Source organism: Streptomyces polyrhachis (assembly GCF_042663125.1).
Taxonomy (GTDB): domain Bacteria; phylum Actinomycetota; class Actinomycetes; order Streptomycetales; family Streptomycetaceae; genus Streptomyces; species Streptomyces polyrhachii.
Genome location: NZ_JBHSZO010000010.1, coordinates 59,317 through 76,394 on the forward strand (window position 1 = coordinate 59,317; position 17,078 = coordinate 76,394).

Sequence of the window (17,078 nt, forward strand, 5' to 3'; positions counted from 1 at the left end):
CCGGGTACGGGCCCCACGTCCACACCTGTTCGAACTCCGCTCACCGCGACGCCGGTCACGCCAGCGGAGCCACCCGCGCGACGACCACCGCCAGCGGCTGCCCCGCCACCTGCAGCGCCGCCGCCCGCAGCGCCGCCGCGCCGCCCAGCGTGGCCGCCGAAGCGCCCAGCCGCCGCAGCGCCGCCGCGGAGCCCGCCCGCTCCCGGCTCGCCTCGCCCGCCGTCAGCAGCACCGTCGCCACCGTGCACGCCACCACCAGCCAGGCGCCGGTCGCGGCGATCGGCCCCAGGTCGGCCCCTCCGTCGGCGGCACGCAGCCGCAGCACCACCAGGGCCGCGGCCACCACCGCCGTCAGCGCGCCGAGCGGATGGCCGATCACCCGGGACTCCTGCTGCAGCGTCCGCCCGGCGAGGAGGCGTACCGGGCCCGGCCGCAGTGAGCCGAGCACCCGTCCGGCGAGATGGGCGACGCCCGGCCCCGCGAGCACCAGCCCCAGCGCGATCATGACCCAGCCGCCGAGCAGCGCGGGCGGCACCCTCCCCGCACCGCCCGGCAGCGTGAGGGCGGCCGCCGAGGCGCCGAGCCCGCTGCCGTACGTCCCCAGCGCCAGCCCGCTCGCCGCCAGCGCGGCGCCCCACGGCAGCCCCGCGGGGGCGGGCAGCTCCAGCGGCAGCGGGCCGTCCGCGGGCCGCGCGGGGGGCGCTTTGCGATCCGGCCGCAGGCTGTACGCACTGGCCAGCGCGGCCAGCAGCGGCAGCACGATGAGCAGCGTCAGCGCCGCCGCGAGCGGCAGCGGGGTGTACCGCGCCGGACCCGCCCCGAGCAGCCGGGCGGCGGCCCCGTCGAAGGGCAGTCCGGCGATCTCGCCGCGCAGGTGCAGGTAGACCAGCAGCGCCACCGCGCTGCCGAGCAGGCAGGAGACCAGCGTGGAGACGGCCGCGAGCACCGAGGCGTACGCGGGACCGAAGCCCGCGGCGTCCAGCCCCGGCGCGGGCGGCCGGGAGCGCGGGTCGCTGCGGGCCACGGCGACCGCGAACCACACGGCGGCCAGCATCGGCACCGCGCACCAGAGCAGCTGACCGGCAGAGGCGTGCCCCAGCGCCGTCAGCAGCAGGAAGCCCACCCCGGCGGAGGCGACGGCCACCAGCAGCCGGCGTACGGTGGCCAGCGGCTGCGCGCCGCGCGCTAGACGGAGAGCGAACACGACGCCCCCGATGCACCTGTGACGTACGCGGCGGCGGGCAGCGCGGCGGCGGGACGGCCGTCGACCAGGGCGAGGCTCCGGTCGGCCAGCTCCACGCACTCCGCCAGATGACTGGCCAGTACCGCCGTCACCCCGTGCGAACGGCAGGCCGCCACGAGCGTACGCAGGACCTGGGCGCCCTCCGTGGCCGGCAGCGCGGCCGTCGGCTCGTCCGCGAAGACCACCGCGGGGCCGTGGACCAGTGCCCGGGCGATGACCACCCGCTGCGCCTGGGCGCGGGTGAGGGAACGGGGCGCGGCCTTCGCCAGGGCCCCCACGTCGAGCCGGTCCAGCCACTCGGCGGCCACCCGCCGCGCCCGCCGGCGGGACTCGCCCGCCAGCAGCAGCGGCAGCGCGGCGTTCTCCCACGCCTTCAGCTCGGGCAGCAGGGCCGGCTCGGTGCCGATCCAGCCGAAGCGGGTCAGCCGCAGCCGTTCGCGCTGGGCGGTGGAGAGGGTGTGGACGGGTCCGCTGTTGAACCACACCTCGCCCTCGTCGGGCCGCAGCTGGCCCGAGAGGCAGCGCAGCAGGGTGGTCTTGCCGCTCCCCCGTGGACCGGTCACGGCCAGGATCTCGCCCTCGCCCACACCGATGGAGACGCCGCCCAGGGCGCGGGTGGCGCCGTGGGCGTGGTGCAGGGACCGGGAGAAGAGGATGTCGTTGTCGGGCGGAGTCGTCGCGGCCATCGCGTACACCTCGTTCACCTCGTCGGCCGGGGCCGTGCGGCCCCTGCCCGAGGAACGACGGCGGACAAGTTGAGTCACTCGCACCCGGCGCACGATAGGGCGCGCGGCGCCCGGGGCCGGCTCCGTGCCGCCGCCGCGCCGGGGTAATCCGCTCATATGGATCATCCGACTATCCGCCGGAGGGCGGAGGTCCGGCGTCGGAAGCGAAACGCCGCGGACCCGGAGCCGTGACGGCTCCGGGTCCGCGGTCGGGACGGGACGGGACGGGTCGGCTCAGAGAAGCGTGTACGCCTCGGCGAGCACGCCGCGCAGGATCTGCTCCGCCTCGTCGAAGAGCTGCTGGTCCGCGATCAGCGGCGGCGCCAGCTGGACGACCGGGTCGCCGCGGTCGTCGGCGCGGCAGTACAGGCCGTTCTCGAAGAGCTTCTTCGAGACGAAGCCGTACAGGATCCGCTCCGACTCCTCGTCGGTGAAGGTCTCCTTGGTGGCCTGGTCCTTCACCAGCTCGATGCCGTAGAAGAAGCCGTTGCCGCGCACGTCGCCGACGATCGGCAGGTCCTTCAGCTTCGACAGCGTGCCGTGGAAGGCCGCCTCGTTGTCCAGCACGTGCTGGTTGAGGCCCTCGCGCTCGAAGATGTCGAGGTTGGCCAGGCCCACCGCCGCGGAGACCGGGTGGCCGCCGAAGGTGTAGCCGTGCGGGAAGGAGTTGCCCTTGGCGTAGAAGGGCTCGGCGACGCGGTCGGAGACGATGCAGGCGCCGATGGGGGAGTAGCCGGAGGTCATGCCCTTGGCGCAGGTGATCATGTCCGGGACGTAGCCGAACTTGTCGGCGCCGAACATCGTGCCCAGGCGGCCGAAGGCGCAGATGACCTCGTCGGAGACCAGCAGCACGTTGTACGTGTCGCAGATCTCGCGGACCCGCTGGAAGTACCCGGGCGGCGGCGGGAAGCAGCCGCCGGCGTTCTGCACCGGCTCCAGGACGACCGCGGCGACGGTCTCGGGGCCCTCGAAGAGGATGGCCTCCTCGATCCGGTCGGCGGCCCAGCGGCCGTAGGCCTCGGGGTCGTCGCCGTGGATCGGGGCGCGGTAGATGTTGGTGTTGGGCACCTTGAGCGCGCCGGGCACCAGCGGCTCGAAGGGCGTCTTCAGCGCGGGCAGGCCGGTGATGGACAGGGCGCCGTGCGGGGTGCCGTGGTAGGCCACCGCGCGGGATATCACCTTGTACTTGCCGGGGTTGCCGGTGAGCTTGTGGTACTGCTTCGCCAGCTTCCAGGCGGTCTCCACCGCCTCACCGCCGCCGGTGGTGAAGAAGACCTTGTTCAGGTCGCCCGGGGCGTAGTGCGCGAGGCGCTCGGCCAGCTCGATGGCCGCGGGGTGGGCGTACGACCAGATCGGGAAGAACGCCAGCTCCTGGGCCTGCTTGTACGCCGTCTCGGCCAGCTCGTGCCGCCCGTGGCCGGCGTTGACCACGAAGAGGCCGGCGAGGCCGTCGATGTAGCGCTTGCCGTTGCTGTCGTAGATGTTCGTACCCTCGCCGCGGACGATCGTCGGCACGGGGTTCTCCGCGTACGACGACATCCGCGTGAAGTGCATCCACAGGTGGTCGTAAGCGGTCCGGTTGAGGTCCTTGCTCACGGCTATCTTGCTCCCCATTGATAGGTCTGCTTGCGCAGCTTGAGGTAGACGAAGCTCTCGGTCGAGCGAACGCCGGCCAGCAGGCGGATACGCCTGATGACTTCCAGCAGCTCGTCGTCGTCCTCCACGACGACCTCCGCGAGGAGGTCGAAGCTGCCGGCGGTGAGGACGACGTAGTCCACCTCCGCCATCGAGGCCAGTGCGTCGGCGATGGGCTCGAGGTCGCCCTCGACGTGGACACCGATCATCGCCTGCCGGTGGTAGCCGACGGTGAGGGGATCGGTGACCGCGACGATCTGCATCACGCCCTGATCGATGAGCTTCTGGACGCGCTGGCGCACCGCCGCCTCGGAGAGGCCGACGGCCTTGCCGACGGCCGCGTACGGACGGCGGCCGTCCTCCTGCAGCTGCTCGATGATGGCGCGGGAGACGACGTCCAGGGACGAGATGGTCTTGTCGCGAGGGGTCACGGGCGTCACTCTGCCCCACCGGGCGGCTTCCTGGCAAGACCGTGCCCGACTGAATTCGTTGCCTGGAGCGTCGGATTCAATGGAATCACTTGTTTTAGGCGCTCTTCGCTGTCAATCTCGTGCGTACGAAGACCGTGACCGGCGTTCCCACACCAACCCGCCGCCCCCATGGCCGCGTTCGCCCCGAAGACGCCCGCCGCGGGCGTGGTTCTTCCGGTGGTGGACCGTGTTGACGGGCGAATGTCCGAGGTTAGGGTGGGTTCACGACTGCCTTTCGCAGACCGGACCGCGCTGGTGGCCGCTGCGACGACGAACGAGGAGGGGCGCTGTGCCTGCTGTGCCTGTTGGGGCCACTGGGACCACTGAACTGCGCCGGCTGCGCAACTACATCGCCGGAGAGTTCCGGGATGCCGCCGACGGGCGGACCACCGAGGTGGTCGATCCCGCCACGGGCGAGGTCTACGCCACCGCGCCGCTGTCCCGCGAGGCCGACGTCGACGCCGCCATGGCGGCCGCCGCGGCCGCCTTCCCCGGCTGGCGCGACACCACCCCGGCCGCCCGCCAGCTCGCGCTGCTGAAGATCGCGGACGCGCTGGAGGCCCGGGGCGAGGAGCTGCTGGACGCGGAGTGCCGCGACACCGGCAAGCCCCGGGAGCTGACCGCCTCCGAGGAGCTTCCGGTCATGATCGACCAGCTCCGCTTCTTCGCCGGCGCCGCCCGCATGCTGGAGGGCAAGTCCGCGGGTGAGTACATGGACGGCATGACGTCCTTCGTCCGCCGCGAGCCGGTCGGCGTCTGCGCGCAGGTCGCGCCGTGGAACTACCCGATGATGATGGCCGTGTGGAAGTTCGCCCCGGCCCTCGCCGCGGGCAACACCGTGGTCCTGAAGCCCTCGGACACCACCCCCGCCTCCACCGTGCTGCTCGCCGAGATCCTCGGCTCGGTGCTGCCCGAGGGCGTCTTCAACGTCGTCTGCGGCGACCGCGACACCGGCCGCCTGATGGTCGAGCACGCCACCCCCGCCATGGCCTCCATCACCGGCTCCGTGCGCGCCGGCATGGAGGTCGCGGCCAGCGCCGCCAAGGACGTCAAGCGCGTCCACCTGGAGCTGGGCGGCAAGGCCCCGGTCCTCGTCTTCGAGGACGCCGACATCGCCGGCGCCGTCGAGGACATCGCCGTGGCCGGCTTCTTCAACGCCGGCCAGGACTGCACGGCCGCCACCCGCGTGCTCGTCCACGAGTCGGTGCACGACGAGTTCACCGCCGCGCTGGCCAAGGCCGCGGCCGAGACGAAGACCGGCCCCGGCGAGGACGACGCCCTCTACGGCCCGCTCAACAACGCCGGCCAGCTGGAGCGCGTCGCCGGCTTCGTCGAGCGCCTCCCGGCCCACGCCAAGGTCGAGGCCGGCGGCCACCGCGTCGGCGAGCGGGGCTACTACTTCGCCCCGACCGTCGTCTCGGGCCTGAAGCAGGACGACGAGATCGTCCAGAACGAGGTCTTCGGCCCCGTCATCACCGTCCAGTCCTTCGCCGACGAGGCGCAGGCCCTGCAGTGGGCCAACGACGTGGAGTACGCGCTGGCCTCCTCGGTGTGGACCAAGGACCACGCCCGCGCGATGCGCCTGTCCAAGTCGCTCGACTTCGGCTGCGTGTGGATCAACACCCACATCCCGCTGGTCGCGGAGATGCCGCACGGCGGCTTCAAGAAGTCCGGCTACGGCAAGGACCTCTCGGCCTACGGCTTCGACGACTACACCCGCATCAAGCACGTCATGACGGCCCTGTGAGCGTCTGACCGGCCCCATCGGCCGTTTCCGGGTAGGGCCGCAAGGCCGCGGCCCCCGCGGTGACTCCGCGGGGGCCGCGGCCTTGCGGCCCTCTACCATCTCGCGCCCCGCCGCGGTAGCGCGGCGGGGAGCCGGACCCGGAGACGCCGTATGGGCCCGCGGGACGGTCCGCTCCCACTACGCTCGGTGGTGGGACATCCGCACGGAGTGGGTCCCGGCCCCGCACGAGGGGGCGGACTTCCGTACGGACCGCGAGGGTTCGCACCGGGCGAGGCAGGTGGGGTGGAATGACGTTCGCGACCGCTGGACGGCGTATCAGGCAACTGCCCGTGGAAGTGACGAGCTTCGTGGGCCGTACGACCGAACTGGCCGAGCTGCGGGCCCTGCTGGACCAGGCGCGGATGGTCACGCTCGTCGGACCGGGCGGGGTGGGCAAGACCCGCCTCGCGCTGCGCGGGGCCGCCGAGGTCGCCGCCGCCGGCACCGTCACCTTCGTCGAGCTCTCCGGCGTCAAGAGCAGCGAACTGCTGCCGCACGCCGTCTCCGAGGCGCTCGGCCTGCCCGAGCAGTCCGACCGCCCGCAGATCGACGGCGTGGTGGACTACCTGGCGGACCGCGAGATGACGCTGGTGCTCGACACCTGCGAGCATCTGCTGGACGCCTGCGCCCTGTTCGCCGACCTGCTGCTGCCCCACGCCCCGGGGCTGACCATCCTGGCCACCAGCCGCCAGGCCCTCGACGTCCCCGGCGAGCACGTCCTGGCCGTCCCCCCGCTGCCGCTGCCCGTCGCCGGGTCCGGGGGCGACGGCGGACCGGGCGCCCCCGACGGCGAGACCGGCGGGGGTGCGCTGGAGCTGTTCGTGGCGCGGGCCCGGGCCGCTATGCCGGGCTTCGCCCTCGACGAGACCACCCGGGCGCAGGCCCTCGCCCTGTGCCGGCGGCTCGACGGCATCCCGCTGGCCATCGAGCTGGCCACTGTACGGCTGCGGGCGCTCCCGCTGGGGCAGCTGGTGACGCAGCTCTCGGACACCTTCGCGCTGCTGGAGGGGGGCCGGATGACGACCCTCCCGCGCCACCAGACGCTGCGTACCACGATCGGGTGGTCCCACGAGCTGTGCACGCCCCAGGAGCGGATGCTGTGGGCGCGGCTGTCGGTCTTCGCCGGCACCTTCGACCTGGCCGCCGTGCAGTCGGTCTGCACCGATGAGCAGTTGCCTGCTGAATCGGTCCTGCAGCACCTCATCGGCCTGGTCGACAAGTCGGTGGTGCTGCGTGCCGGGGAGAACTCCGCCCGCTACCGCCTGCTGGACACCATCCGCGAGTTCGGTGCCGAGACGTTGGCCGCCCAGGGCGGTCGCGAGCAGGCCCGCCGCCGCCATGTCACCCACTACCGCGAGCGCCTGCGCGAGTGTGAGGAGGGGGGCTTCACCTCCCGGCAGACCGCCCTCTACCGCGCGATGCTCGACGACGCCGACAACCTCCGCGTCGCCCTGCAGTACGCCTCCCAGTGCGGCGAACTCGTCAGCCTCACCGGCGACATGTGGCTCTTCTGGCTCTGCGGCGGCCGGCCCGCCGAGGCGACCCGGTGGATGGACCGGGCCCTGTCGCTGGAGCCCGGGCGCACCGCGGAGCGCGCCAGGACGCTCGCCTGGTACGCGACCTTCGCCGTCTACCAGGGCGACCACGCCTCCGCCAGCCGCGCCGCCGACGAGGCGCTGGAGATCGCCGAGGAGCTGGGCGACGAGGGACTGCTGGCGCGCGCCCTGCTGGGTCGCGGCGCCGCCCTGGCCTACGCGGGGGAGGACGAGGAGGGCCGGGAGGTGCTGGAGGAGTCCCGGCGGCGCATGATCGCGGTGGGCGACTCCAACGGACTGGCGCTGGTCACCACCCGCATCTGCATCACCGCCGCCTTCGCCGGCCGCCCGCAGGACTGCCTGGAGGCCTTCGACAAGACGGTGGAGCTGCTGGGCGAGGACACCGAGGAGTGCTTCCTCATGGGCTTCGTGTACATGTCGCGCGGGATGGCCCACCTCACCCGCGGCGAGATCGCCGAGGCCGGGCAGGCGCTGCGCCGGGCGGTGGCGCTGAAGGACTCCCTGGACGAGATCCTGGGCATCGCCAACACCCTGGCCATGCTGGGCTGGGTCGCCGTCAGCGAGGGCCGCCACCGCCGCGCGGCCTGGCTGCTGGGCGCCTCCGACACCCTCGCCGCGCTGGTCGGCAAGCGGCGCCTGCTGGGCAATCCGCGGATGATCGCCATGCACGGGAAGTTCTCCGACGAGGCCCGCGGGGAGCTGGGGGAGGAGCGCTACGGACAGCTCCACCGCCAGGGCGGCGCGCTGCCCCGCTCGCAGGCCACGGCCTTCGCGGTGCGCGATCTGGACACGCTGCCCGAGAAGGGCGCGGCCGTCGCCGCCCAGCGGGGCAGCGGCCCCGGCGCGCTCACCCGGCGCGAGCGCGAGGTGGCGGAGCTGGTGGCGCAGGGGCTCTCCAACCGGGAGGTCGCCGAGCGGCTGGTGATCTCCAAGCGGACCGCCGACGCGCACGTCGAGCACATCCTCGCCAAACTCGGCTTCTCCTCCCGCTCCGAGATCGCCGCCCTGCTGGGCGCGGACGCCGCCGTGGTGCGTACGGGCGACCAGGCGCGCTGATCCGCGAGCGGGGCGGCCGATGCCCCGGGCGGTCGGCGATCCGCGGAGCGCGGGGCCGCCTCTAGGTACGTCCCGGGCCCCGCCCCCGAACGTACGTATACCGATCTTCCCCTGTGACCGATGCCCGGACCCTCCGCGGCGGCCGATGGTGGACGCCTAGGGCGGTACGCCGCGGAGGTGGAAGACCATGGGCGTGATCGGGCGCTGGGCGGAATGCCAGGAGGTCGACAGACTGCTGCGCCGCGAACGGCTCGTCGCCGTGACCGGCCCCGGCGGCGCGGGCAAGAGCGCGCTGGCCGGCGAGGTGGTACGGCGGCTCGCCTGGCAGCCCCGGCCGCAGGTGCGGCTGGTGGACTTCGCCGCCCTGGCCGACCCCGCCCTCGTGCCCCGCTGGCTGGGCTACACCCTGCGCGGCTGCCGCGGCGGGCGCCGGCCGGTGGTGCTGGTGGTGGAGACGTGCGACCGGGTCGCGGGGGCCACGGTCGAGACGCTCGCCGAGATGGTCCGGGAGGAGCCCCTGCTGCACGCGCTGATGACCAGCAGGATCCCCGTGGACGCCCCGGCCCGGGTGCGGCTGGACCCGCTGCCCTTCGACGAGATACTGCGCATCTTCCATCTCAGCGCCCCGCGCCGGGTCGACGAGGGCGCCGAACCGGTGCGGGAGATCTGCGAGTTGCTCGACGGGCTGCCGCTGGCCGCGCAGGCCGCCGCGCGCCGGCTCGGCCGCAGCTCCGCCGAGGAACTGCTCGCGCTGCTCTCCCGCCCCGAGCGCGCCCTCGAACTGGGCAACGGGCCCGAGCACGGCCCCGAGCGCCATCGCACGCTCGGCGACTCGCTGCGCTGGAGCCTGCGGCTGTGCACTCCCGGGCAGCGGCTGCTCTGGGCCCGCTGCAGTGTCTTCCCCGGCTCCTTCACCCTGCGCGACGCGCAGGTGGTCTGCACCGACGAGCGGCTCGGCGCCGAGGCGGCGGAGCGGGCCTTCGAGGGGCTGCGGCTGCACCAGCTGCTGATCGGCGGGGGGCCCGCGGTGCGGCTGCCGAGGGACGTACGTACGTATGGCCGCCAGCGGCTGTCGGCGCTCGGCGAGGAGCAGGAGTTCCAGCGCCGCTGCCTGCAGTGGTCGCTGCGCCCCTACGCCGAAGTGGCGGACTGAGCGGCGGACTGAGCGGCGGATTGAAAGGCTACTGACCGGTAGGAAGACTGAATTCGTCGTGTAATCAAAAGTAGACAACGGAATCCCTTGCCGGACGTCACTCCGCCTGCCAGGATCGGCCTTCAACCCCGGCCGATTCGACATCCCGGAGTACCTCCCTCATGGCACCTCGTCCCGCAGCCCCCGCCTTCGACGTGGCCGCGCGCTTCGCCGCGGGCGCGCAGTACATCGGCGGCCGGCTCCGCGCAGGCGGTTCCGGCCGCTTCCAGACCGTCGTGGACCCGGCGACCGGCGCGGACGTCCTGCGCTACGAACTCGCCTCCACCGCGGACGTGGACGAGGCCGTCGCCGCCGCTGCCGCCGCCTACCCCGGCTGGTCGGCCGCCACCCCCGGCGAGCGCTCCGACGCCCTGCACCGCTTCGCCGCCGTGCTCGCCGCGCAGGCCGGCGACCTGGCGTACGCCGAGTCGCTGCAGTGCGGCAAGCCGATCCGGCTGACCACCGAGTTCGACGTGCCCGGCACGATCGACAACACCGCCTTCTTCGCCGGCGCCGCCCGCCACCTGCAGGGCCAGGCCGCCGCCGAGTACAGCGGCGACCACACCTCCTACGTGCGGCGCGAGCCGCTCGGCGTCATCGGCTCCATCGCGCCGTGGAACTACCCGCTGCAGATGGCCGCCTGGAAGGTCCTCCCGGCGATCGCCGCGGGCAACACCATCGTGCTCAAGCCCTCCGAGCTGACGCCGCTCACGGCGCTGATGTTCGCCCGGGCGGCCACCGAGGCCGGCATCCCGGACGGCGTGGTCAACGTCGTCAGCGGCGCCGGCCGCGACGCCGGCGAGCACCTGGTCGGCCATCCCGGCGTGGTGATGACCTCCTTCACCGGCTCCACCGCCGTCGGCCGGCGCGTCGCGGAGGTCGCCACCGCCGGCGTCAAGCGCCTCCACCTGGAGCTGGGCGGCAAGGCACCGTTCGTCGTCTTCGACGACGCCGACCTCCAGGCCGCGGTGCACGGCGCCGTGGCGGCCTCGCTGATCAACACCGGCCAGGACTGCACCGCCGCCACCCGCGCGTACGTCCAGCGCCCGCTCCACGACGCCTTCGTGGCCGGTGTCGCCGAGCTGATGGCCGCCGTCCGCCTCGGCGACCCGATGGACCCCGCCACCGACCTGGGCCCGCTGATCTCCTACGCCCAGCGCGACCGGGTCGCCGCCTTCGTCGAACGCGCCCGCGAGAGCGGCGCGCGGATCGTCACCGGCGGCCGGATCCCCGAGGGGCTGAAGGGCGCGTACTACGAGCCCACGCTGATCGCGGACGCCGCCCAGGACAGCGAGGTCGTACAGAGCGAGATCTTCGGGCCCGTGCTCGCCGTGCTGCCCTTCGACACGGACGACGAGGGCCTGGCGCTGGCCAACGACACCCCCTACGGACTTGCCGCCTCCGCCTGGACCCGGGACGTCTACCGGGCGGGGCGGGCCACGCGCGAACTGCGCGCGGGCTGCGTCTGGGTCAACGACCACATCCCGATCATCAGCGAGATGCCGCACGGCGGCTCCAAGGCATCCGGCTACGGCAAGGACATGTCGGTGTACTCCTTCGAGGAGTACACCCAGATCAAACATGTGATGCAGGACACATCCGGTGCCGTACACAAGCCCTGGCACCGTACGATCTTCGCTCTCTGAGCGACGCGTTTCTCCGTACGAACACCCCCCACACGGTGTCTCTCACGAACACCCCCCACGGCCCCTGTTACTTCCCCCTGGAAGGCCGATTCATGGATCTGTTCGCAGGACTTCCCGAGCCCATCGCCAAGGCTTGGGAGCGCAGTGTCAGCAACGGGCGTGCCGCGAGCACGCGCCGCCGCTTCCTCGCGGCCGGTGGTGCGATAGCCGCCGGTACCGTGCTGGCCGGCTGCGGCATACCGGGCTCCGACGGCGCCTCCAACGCAGCCGACGACGACAAGCCCAAGGACAAGGACTTCTCCGCCGCGGAGAAGAAGCTCGTCTTCTCCAACTGGCCGCTGTACATCGACGTCGACGACAAGGACGAGAACAAGCGTCCCTCCCTGGACAGGTTCCAGAAGGAGACCGGCATCTCGGTCAAGTACACCGAGGACATCAACGACAACGTCGAGTTCTTCGGCAAGATCAAGCCGCAGCTCGCCGCCGGCCAGGACACCGGCCGCGACCTGGTGGTCCTCACCGACTGGATGGCCGGCCGCTTCATCCGCTCCGGCTGGGCGCAGCGCATCGACCCGGCGAACACGCCGAACGTGGTCACCAACATGGAGCCGCGCTTCCGCAACGCCGCGCACGACCCGGGCCGGCAGTACACCGTCCCGTGGACCGGACTGTCGACGGTGATCGCGTACAACAAGAAGGCCACCGGCGGCAAGGACGTCACGAGCGTCACGCAGCTGCTCACCGACGCCTCGCTCAAGGGCAAGGTCGCCATGCTCACCGAGATGCGCGACACCATCGGTATGACGCTGCTGGACATGGGCAAGGACTCCAAGAAGTTCACGGACGACGACTTCGCGGCCGCGCTCGCCACCGTCCAGAGCGCGGTCGACTCCAAGCAGATCCGCCGCTTCACCGGCAACGACTACATCGAGGAGCTGGGCAAGGGCGACATCGCCGCCTGTCTGGCCTGGGCCGGTGACGTGGTGCAGATGCAGGCGGAGAACGAGGACATCGGCTTCTTCATCCCGGAGAAGGGCTACCTCTACTCCACCGACGACATGCTGATCCCGGTGAAGGCCCGCCACAAGGCCAACGCCGAGAAGCTGATGGACTTCTACTACGACCCGAAGAACGCGGCCGAACTGGCCGCCTGGGTCAGCTACATCTGCCCGGTGGCCGGGGTCAAGCCGGAACTCGCCAAGATCGACGAGTCGCTCGCTACGAATCCGCTGATCATCCCCGACGAGAAGATGATCAACGGCGGTCACGTCTTCATGAACCTCGACGAGGCCAAGGCCTCGGCATACGAGGACAAGTTCGCAAAGTTGATCGGGGCCTAGTAGATGGCTGCAAGCACCAAGGCCGGTGTCACTCTCACCGGTGTCAGCAAGACCTTCGGCGACTTCACCGCCGTACACCCGCTGGACCTGACCATTCCGCAGGGCTCGTTCTTCGCCCTGCTGGGTGCCTCCGGCTGCGGCAAGACCACGACCCTGCGGATGATCGCGGGTCTGGAGCGGCCGACCACCGGTCGGGTGCTGCTAGGCGAGCAGGACGTCACCGCCCTGCCGCCGCACAAGCGGCACGTCAACACGGTCTTCCAGAGCTATGCGCTCTTCCCGCATCTGGACGTGTTCGACAACGTGGGCTTCGGCCTGCGGCGCCGCGGTGTGCGGTCCGTGAAGAAGCAGGTGGAGGAGGTGCTGGAGCTCGTCGAGCTCGGGCACCTCGCCCGCCGCAAGCCCAACCAGCTCTCCGGGGGCCAGCAGCAGCGTGTCGCGCTGGCCCGCGCGGTCGTCAACCGGCCCGAGGTGCTGCTTCTGGACGAGCCGCTCGGTGCGCTCGACCTGAAGCTGCGCCGCCAGATGCAGCTGGAGCTCAAGCACATCCAGACCGAGGTCGGCATCACCTTCGTGCACGTCACGCACGACCAGGAGGAGGCCATGACCATGGCCGACACCATCGCGGTGATGAACGGCGGCCGGGTGGAGCAACTGGGCGCACCGGCGGAGCTGTACGAGAACCCGAAGACGGCCTTCGTGGCCAACTTCCTCGGCCAGTCCAACCTGATCGCCGCCGAGGTTGCCTGGAGGAGCGGCGAGGAGCTGCTGCTCCAGGTCGGCGACGCGAAGCTGACACTGCCGGCGTCCCGCACCCACGCGGCGGCGGCGAACCCCGGCGCCAAGGTGCTCGCAGGTATCCGTCCCGAGAAGATAGCCATGGTGGGACGCGCGGACGCGGCGCGCGTCCCCCAGGGTCGCAACATGCTTCCCGGCACGGTGGTCGACGCCTCCTTCACGGGCGTCTCCACCCAGTACGTGGTGAGCAGCCCGTACGGCCAGGAGCTGGCGGTGTTCGCGCAGAACGTGGAGCGCGGCGGTTTCGCCCCCGGCGCGGAGGTGGTCCTGCACTGGGATCCGCAGCACACCTTCGGCCTGGACGGCCGGCAGGACATCGACGCGGGCACGGGGGAGGACGCGCTGTGACCGCGCTCGCGGCTCCCGCGGGCCCCGCAAGCGCGGCGCCCGCGGCCGGCGCCGGGGCGCAGCCGCCCCGGCGCCGGGGGCTCACCCCCTACTGGCTGCTGCTGCCGGCGGTGCTCTGGCTGGCGGTGTTCTTCGTCGCCCCGCTCTTCTACCAGGCCTCCACCTCCGTGCAGTCCGGGTCGTTCGAGAAGGGCTTCCAGGTCACCTGGGAGTGGTCGAACTACACCGAGGCGCTCAACGAGTACAGCGGCCACTTCCTGCGCTCCTTCGCCTACGCGGCCGTCGCCACCGCCCTGTGCCTGGCGATCGCCTACCCGCTGGCGTACATGATCGCCTTCAAGGCCGGCCGCTGGCGCAACGTGCTGCTGGTGATGGTCATCGCGCCCTTCTTCACCAGCTTCCTGATCCGCACGCTGGCGTGGAAGACGATCCTCTCCGACAGCGGCCCGCTGGTCTCCACGCTGGACCGGCTGCACGTCCTGGACGTCACCGCCCTCGTCGGCCTGACGACCGACGACCGGGTGCTGGCCACCCCGCTGGCCGTGGTCTGCGGACTGACGTACAACTTCCTGCCGTTCATGATCCTTCCGCTCTACACCTCGCTGGAGCGGATCGACCCCAAGCTGATGGAAGCCGCCCAGGACCTCTACGCGAGTCCGGCGACGACCTTCCGCAAGGTGACCTTCCCGATCTCCCTGCCGGGCGTGGTGGCGGGCACCCTGCTCACCTTCATCCCGGCCTCGGGCGACTACATCAACGCCCAGCTGCTGGGCTCCCCCAGCGAGCAGATGGTCGGCAACGCGATCCAGAAGCAGTTCCTCAACGTGCTGGACTACCCGACGGCCGCGGCCATGTCGTTCGTCCTCATGGCGGCGATCCTGATCATGGTGACCGTCTACATGCGCCGCGCGGGAACGGAGGACCTGGTCTGATGAGCTGGATACGACGCAACGTCATCGTCCTCGTCGGCACGCTGGCGCTCGCCTACATGCTGCTGCCCAACGTCGTGGTGCTGGTGTTCTCCTTCAACGACCCCAAGGGCCGTTACAACTACGAGTGGAACACCTTCTCCACCGACGCCTGGCAGAACCCCTGCGGCGTCGCCGACATGTGCGACGCGGTCTCCCTCAGCCTGTGGATCGCCGTGGTCTCCACCATCGGCGCCACCCTGCTGGGCACCTTCGCCGCCTTCGCGCTGGCCCGCTACCGCTTCGCCGCCAAGGGCGCCGCCAACGGCCTGATCTTCCTGCCGATGGCGATGCCCGAGGTGGTGATGGCGGCCTCGCTCGGCACGCTCTTCCTCAACATGCGCATCGAGTTCGGTGTCACCACCATCCTCATCGCGCACATCATGTTCTGCCTCAGCTTCGTGGTGGTCGCGGTCAAGGCGCGGGTCATGAGCATGGACCCGCGACTGGAGGAGGCCGCGCGCGACCTCTACGCCGGTCCGCTGCAGACCTTCCTGCGGGTCACGCTGCCGCTGGCGGCGCCCGGCATCGCCGCCGGCGCGATGCTCAGCTTCGCGATCTCGCTGGACGACTTCATCATCACGCAGTTCAACTCCGGCCCCTCGACGGTCACCTTCCCGATGTTCGTCTGGGGCGCCGCCCAGCGCGGCATCCCGGTCCAGGTGAACGTCATCGGCTCGGCGATGTTCTTCATCGCCGTCGCCCTCGTGCTGGGCGCCCAGCTGCTGGGAGGCCGCCGCAAGGCGCGCACCTAGGCGGCGGCGTCCGTACGGGCCCCGCAGACGCCGGTACGGTGAAGGGCTCCGGGCAATCCCCGGAGCCCTTCGCCGTACCGGGAGCCCCACCCGCAGCACCTCTGATTCGGACACACGCCCAAGGGTTGTGAAAGACATGAATCCTGCCCGATCCCTCGCGGAAGCGACCTACCGGCCGTTCTGGCTGGAGGATCCCGGCAGGCCCGCCGCCCTCCCGGCGCTGGTCGGCGAGGAGCAGGCCGACCTCCTCGTCGTGGGCGGCGGCTACAGCGGACTGTGGACGGCGCTCATCGCCAAGGAGCGCGAGCCCGAGCGCGACGTCGTACTCGTCGAGGGCGAGGAGATCGGCTGGGCGGCCTCCGGCCGCAACGGCGGCTTCTGCGACGCCTCCCTCACCCACGGCCTGCCCAACGGCCTCACCCGCTGGCCCAAGGAGCTGCACCGGCTGGAGGAGCTGGGCGCGCGCAACCTCGACGCGATCGGGGACGCCGTCAAGCGCTACGGCATCGACTGCGACTTCGAGCGCAGCGGTGAGATCACCGTCGCCACCGCCCCGTACCAGGTGGCGGAGCTGCGCTCCTTCGCCGAGGAGGCGGGCGCGCTGGGCTTCGACGGCGGCGAGTGGCTGGAGCGCGACGCCGTGCGGGCGGAGGTCGACTCGCCCACCTTCCTGGGCGGCCTGTCCCACCGCGACAGCTGCGCCATGCTCCACCCCGCGAAGCTGGCCTGGGGCCTCAAGCGCGCCTGCCTGGAGCTGGGGGTGCGGATCTACGAGCACACCCCCGCCACCGCCCTGGCCCGGGACGGCGCGGGCATGGCCGCCACCACCCCGTACGGCCGGGTGCGCGCCCGCCGGGTGGCGCTGGGCACGAACGTGTTCCCCAACCTGGTGCGCCGGGTGCGGCCCTACGTCGTACCGGTCTACGACCACGCCCTGATGACCGAGCCGCTCAGCGCCGAGCAGCTGGCCTCGATCGGCTGGAGCAACCGCCAGGGGCTGTCGGACTCCGCCAACCGCTTCCACTACTTCCGCATCACCGCCGACCACCGCATCCTGTGGGGCGGCTACGACGCGCTCTACCACTTCGGCGGCAAGGTCCGCGCCGAGTACGAGCACGCCGCCGCGAGCCAGTTGAAGCTGGCGGGGCAGTTCTTCGAGACCTTCCCGCAGCTGGAGGGCCTGCGCTTCAGCCACGCCTGGGGCGGCGCGATCGACACCTGCTCGCGCTTCGCGGCCTTCTTCGGCACGGCCCACCGCGACCGCGTCGCCTACGCGGCCGGCTACACCGGACTGGGCGTCGGCGCCTCGCGCTTCGGCGCCGAGGTGATGCTCGACCTGCTGGCGGGGGAGCGCACCGAGCGCACGGAGTTGGAGATGGTACGCAGCAAGCCGATCCCCTTCCCGCCCGAGCCGCTGGCCTGGGCGGGCATCGCCCTCACCACCTGGTCCCTGGCCCGCGCCGACGAGCGCGAGGGCCGACGCAACCTCTGGCTGAGGGCCATGGACCGGGTCGGGCTCGGCTTCGACTCCTGAGCCCGCCCCCGCTGTCCGCACGACAG

At 71.9% G+C, this 17,078-nt stretch carries 13 protein-coding genes; 9 read left to right on the forward strand and 4 right to left on the reverse strand.

Features of this window, described 5'->3' with window-relative positions:
• Nucleotides 1-55: 55 nt before the first annotated feature.
• The 4 genes from ACFQLX_RS08815 to ACFQLX_RS08830 form a co-directional block, all read right to left on the reverse strand.
• A complete protein-coding gene (locus ACFQLX_RS08815; RefSeq protein WP_386413583.1) occupies nt 56-1,204 on the reverse strand; it encodes a hypothetical protein in 1,149 nt (382 codons plus the stop codon).
• Nucleotides 1,186-1,929 carry an ABC transporter ATP-binding protein gene (locus ACFQLX_RS08820; RefSeq protein WP_386413678.1) on the reverse strand — a complete coding sequence of 248 codons (744 nt, stop codon included), beginning with the start codon at nt 1,927-1,929 and terminating at the stop codon, nt 1,186-1,188. The genes ACFQLX_RS08815 and ACFQLX_RS08820 overlap by 19 nt, the downstream gene beginning before the upstream one ends.
• A gap of 273 nt (nt 1,930-2,202) precedes the next feature.
• Nucleotides 2,203-3,582 carry an aspartate aminotransferase family protein gene (locus tag ACFQLX_RS08825; protein WP_386413584.1) on the reverse strand — a complete coding sequence of 460 codons (1,380 nt, stop codon included), beginning with the start codon at nt 3,580-3,582 and terminating at the stop codon, nt 2,203-2,205.
• A complete protein-coding gene (locus ACFQLX_RS08830; RefSeq protein WP_386413585.1) occupies nt 3,567-4,034 on the reverse strand; it encodes an Lrp/AsnC family transcriptional regulator in 468 nt (155 codons plus the stop codon). Before ACFQLX_RS08830 ends, ACFQLX_RS08825 begins: the two co-directional genes overlap by 16 nt.
• Nucleotides 4,035-4,371: 337 nt before the next feature.
• Here ACFQLX_RS08830 and ACFQLX_RS08835 point away from each other — a divergent pair, with 337 nt between their 5' ends.
• The 9 genes from ACFQLX_RS08835 (at nt 4,372) to ACFQLX_RS08875 (ending at nt 17,052) form a co-directional block, all read left to right on the forward strand.
• Nucleotides 4,372-5,820: a gamma-aminobutyraldehyde dehydrogenase gene (locus ACFQLX_RS08835; RefSeq protein WP_386413679.1), complete on the forward strand. Its 1,449-nt coding sequence runs from the start codon at nt 4,372-4,374 to the stop codon at nt 5,818-5,820.
• Between the two features lie 329 nt (nt 5,821-6,149).
• Complete coding sequence (locus tag ACFQLX_RS08840; protein WP_386413586.1) at nt 6,150-8,471, forward strand: ATP-binding protein; 2,322 nt, start codon at nt 6,150-6,152, stop codon at nt 8,469-8,471.
• A 187-nt stretch (nt 8,472-8,658) separates the two neighbouring features.
• The gene (locus ACFQLX_RS08845; protein WP_386413587.1) at nt 8,659-9,624 is read left to right on the forward strand and encodes a hypothetical protein; all 966 of its coding nucleotides are present in this window, start codon (nt 8,659-8,661) and stop codon (nt 9,622-9,624) included.
• 161 nt (nt 9,625-9,785) lie between these two features.
• Nucleotides 9,786-11,309: a gamma-aminobutyraldehyde dehydrogenase gene (locus ACFQLX_RS08850; protein WP_386413588.1), complete on the forward strand. Its 1,524-nt coding sequence runs from the start codon at nt 9,786-9,788 to the stop codon at nt 11,307-11,309.
• 92 nt (nt 11,310-11,401) lie between these two features.
• Complete coding sequence (locus ACFQLX_RS08855; RefSeq protein WP_386413589.1) at nt 11,402-12,649, forward strand: polyamine ABC transporter substrate-binding protein; 1,248 nt, start codon at nt 11,402-11,404, stop codon at nt 12,647-12,649.
• 3 nt (nt 12,650-12,652) lie between these two features.
• Nucleotides 12,653-13,795 carry an ABC transporter ATP-binding protein gene (locus tag ACFQLX_RS08860; protein WP_386413590.1) on the forward strand — a complete coding sequence of 381 codons (1,143 nt, stop codon included), beginning with the start codon at nt 12,653-12,655 and terminating at the stop codon, nt 13,793-13,795.
• Nucleotides 13,792-14,727: an ABC transporter permease gene (locus ACFQLX_RS08865; protein ID WP_386413591.1), complete on the forward strand. Its 936-nt coding sequence runs from the start codon at nt 13,792-13,794 to the stop codon at nt 14,725-14,727. The genes ACFQLX_RS08860 and ACFQLX_RS08865 overlap by 4 nt, the downstream gene beginning before the upstream one ends.
• A complete protein-coding gene (locus tag ACFQLX_RS08870; RefSeq protein WP_386413592.1) occupies nt 14,727-15,518 on the forward strand; it encodes an ABC transporter permease in 792 nt (263 codons plus the stop codon). Before ACFQLX_RS08865 ends, ACFQLX_RS08870 begins: the two co-directional genes overlap by 1 nt.
• Nucleotides 15,519-15,654: 136 nt before the next feature.
• Entirely contained in the window at nt 15,655-17,052 is a 1,398-nt protein-coding gene (locus ACFQLX_RS08875; protein WP_386413594.1) for an NAD(P)/FAD-dependent oxidoreductase, read from the forward strand.
• Nucleotides 17,053-17,078 lie beyond the last annotated feature (26 nt).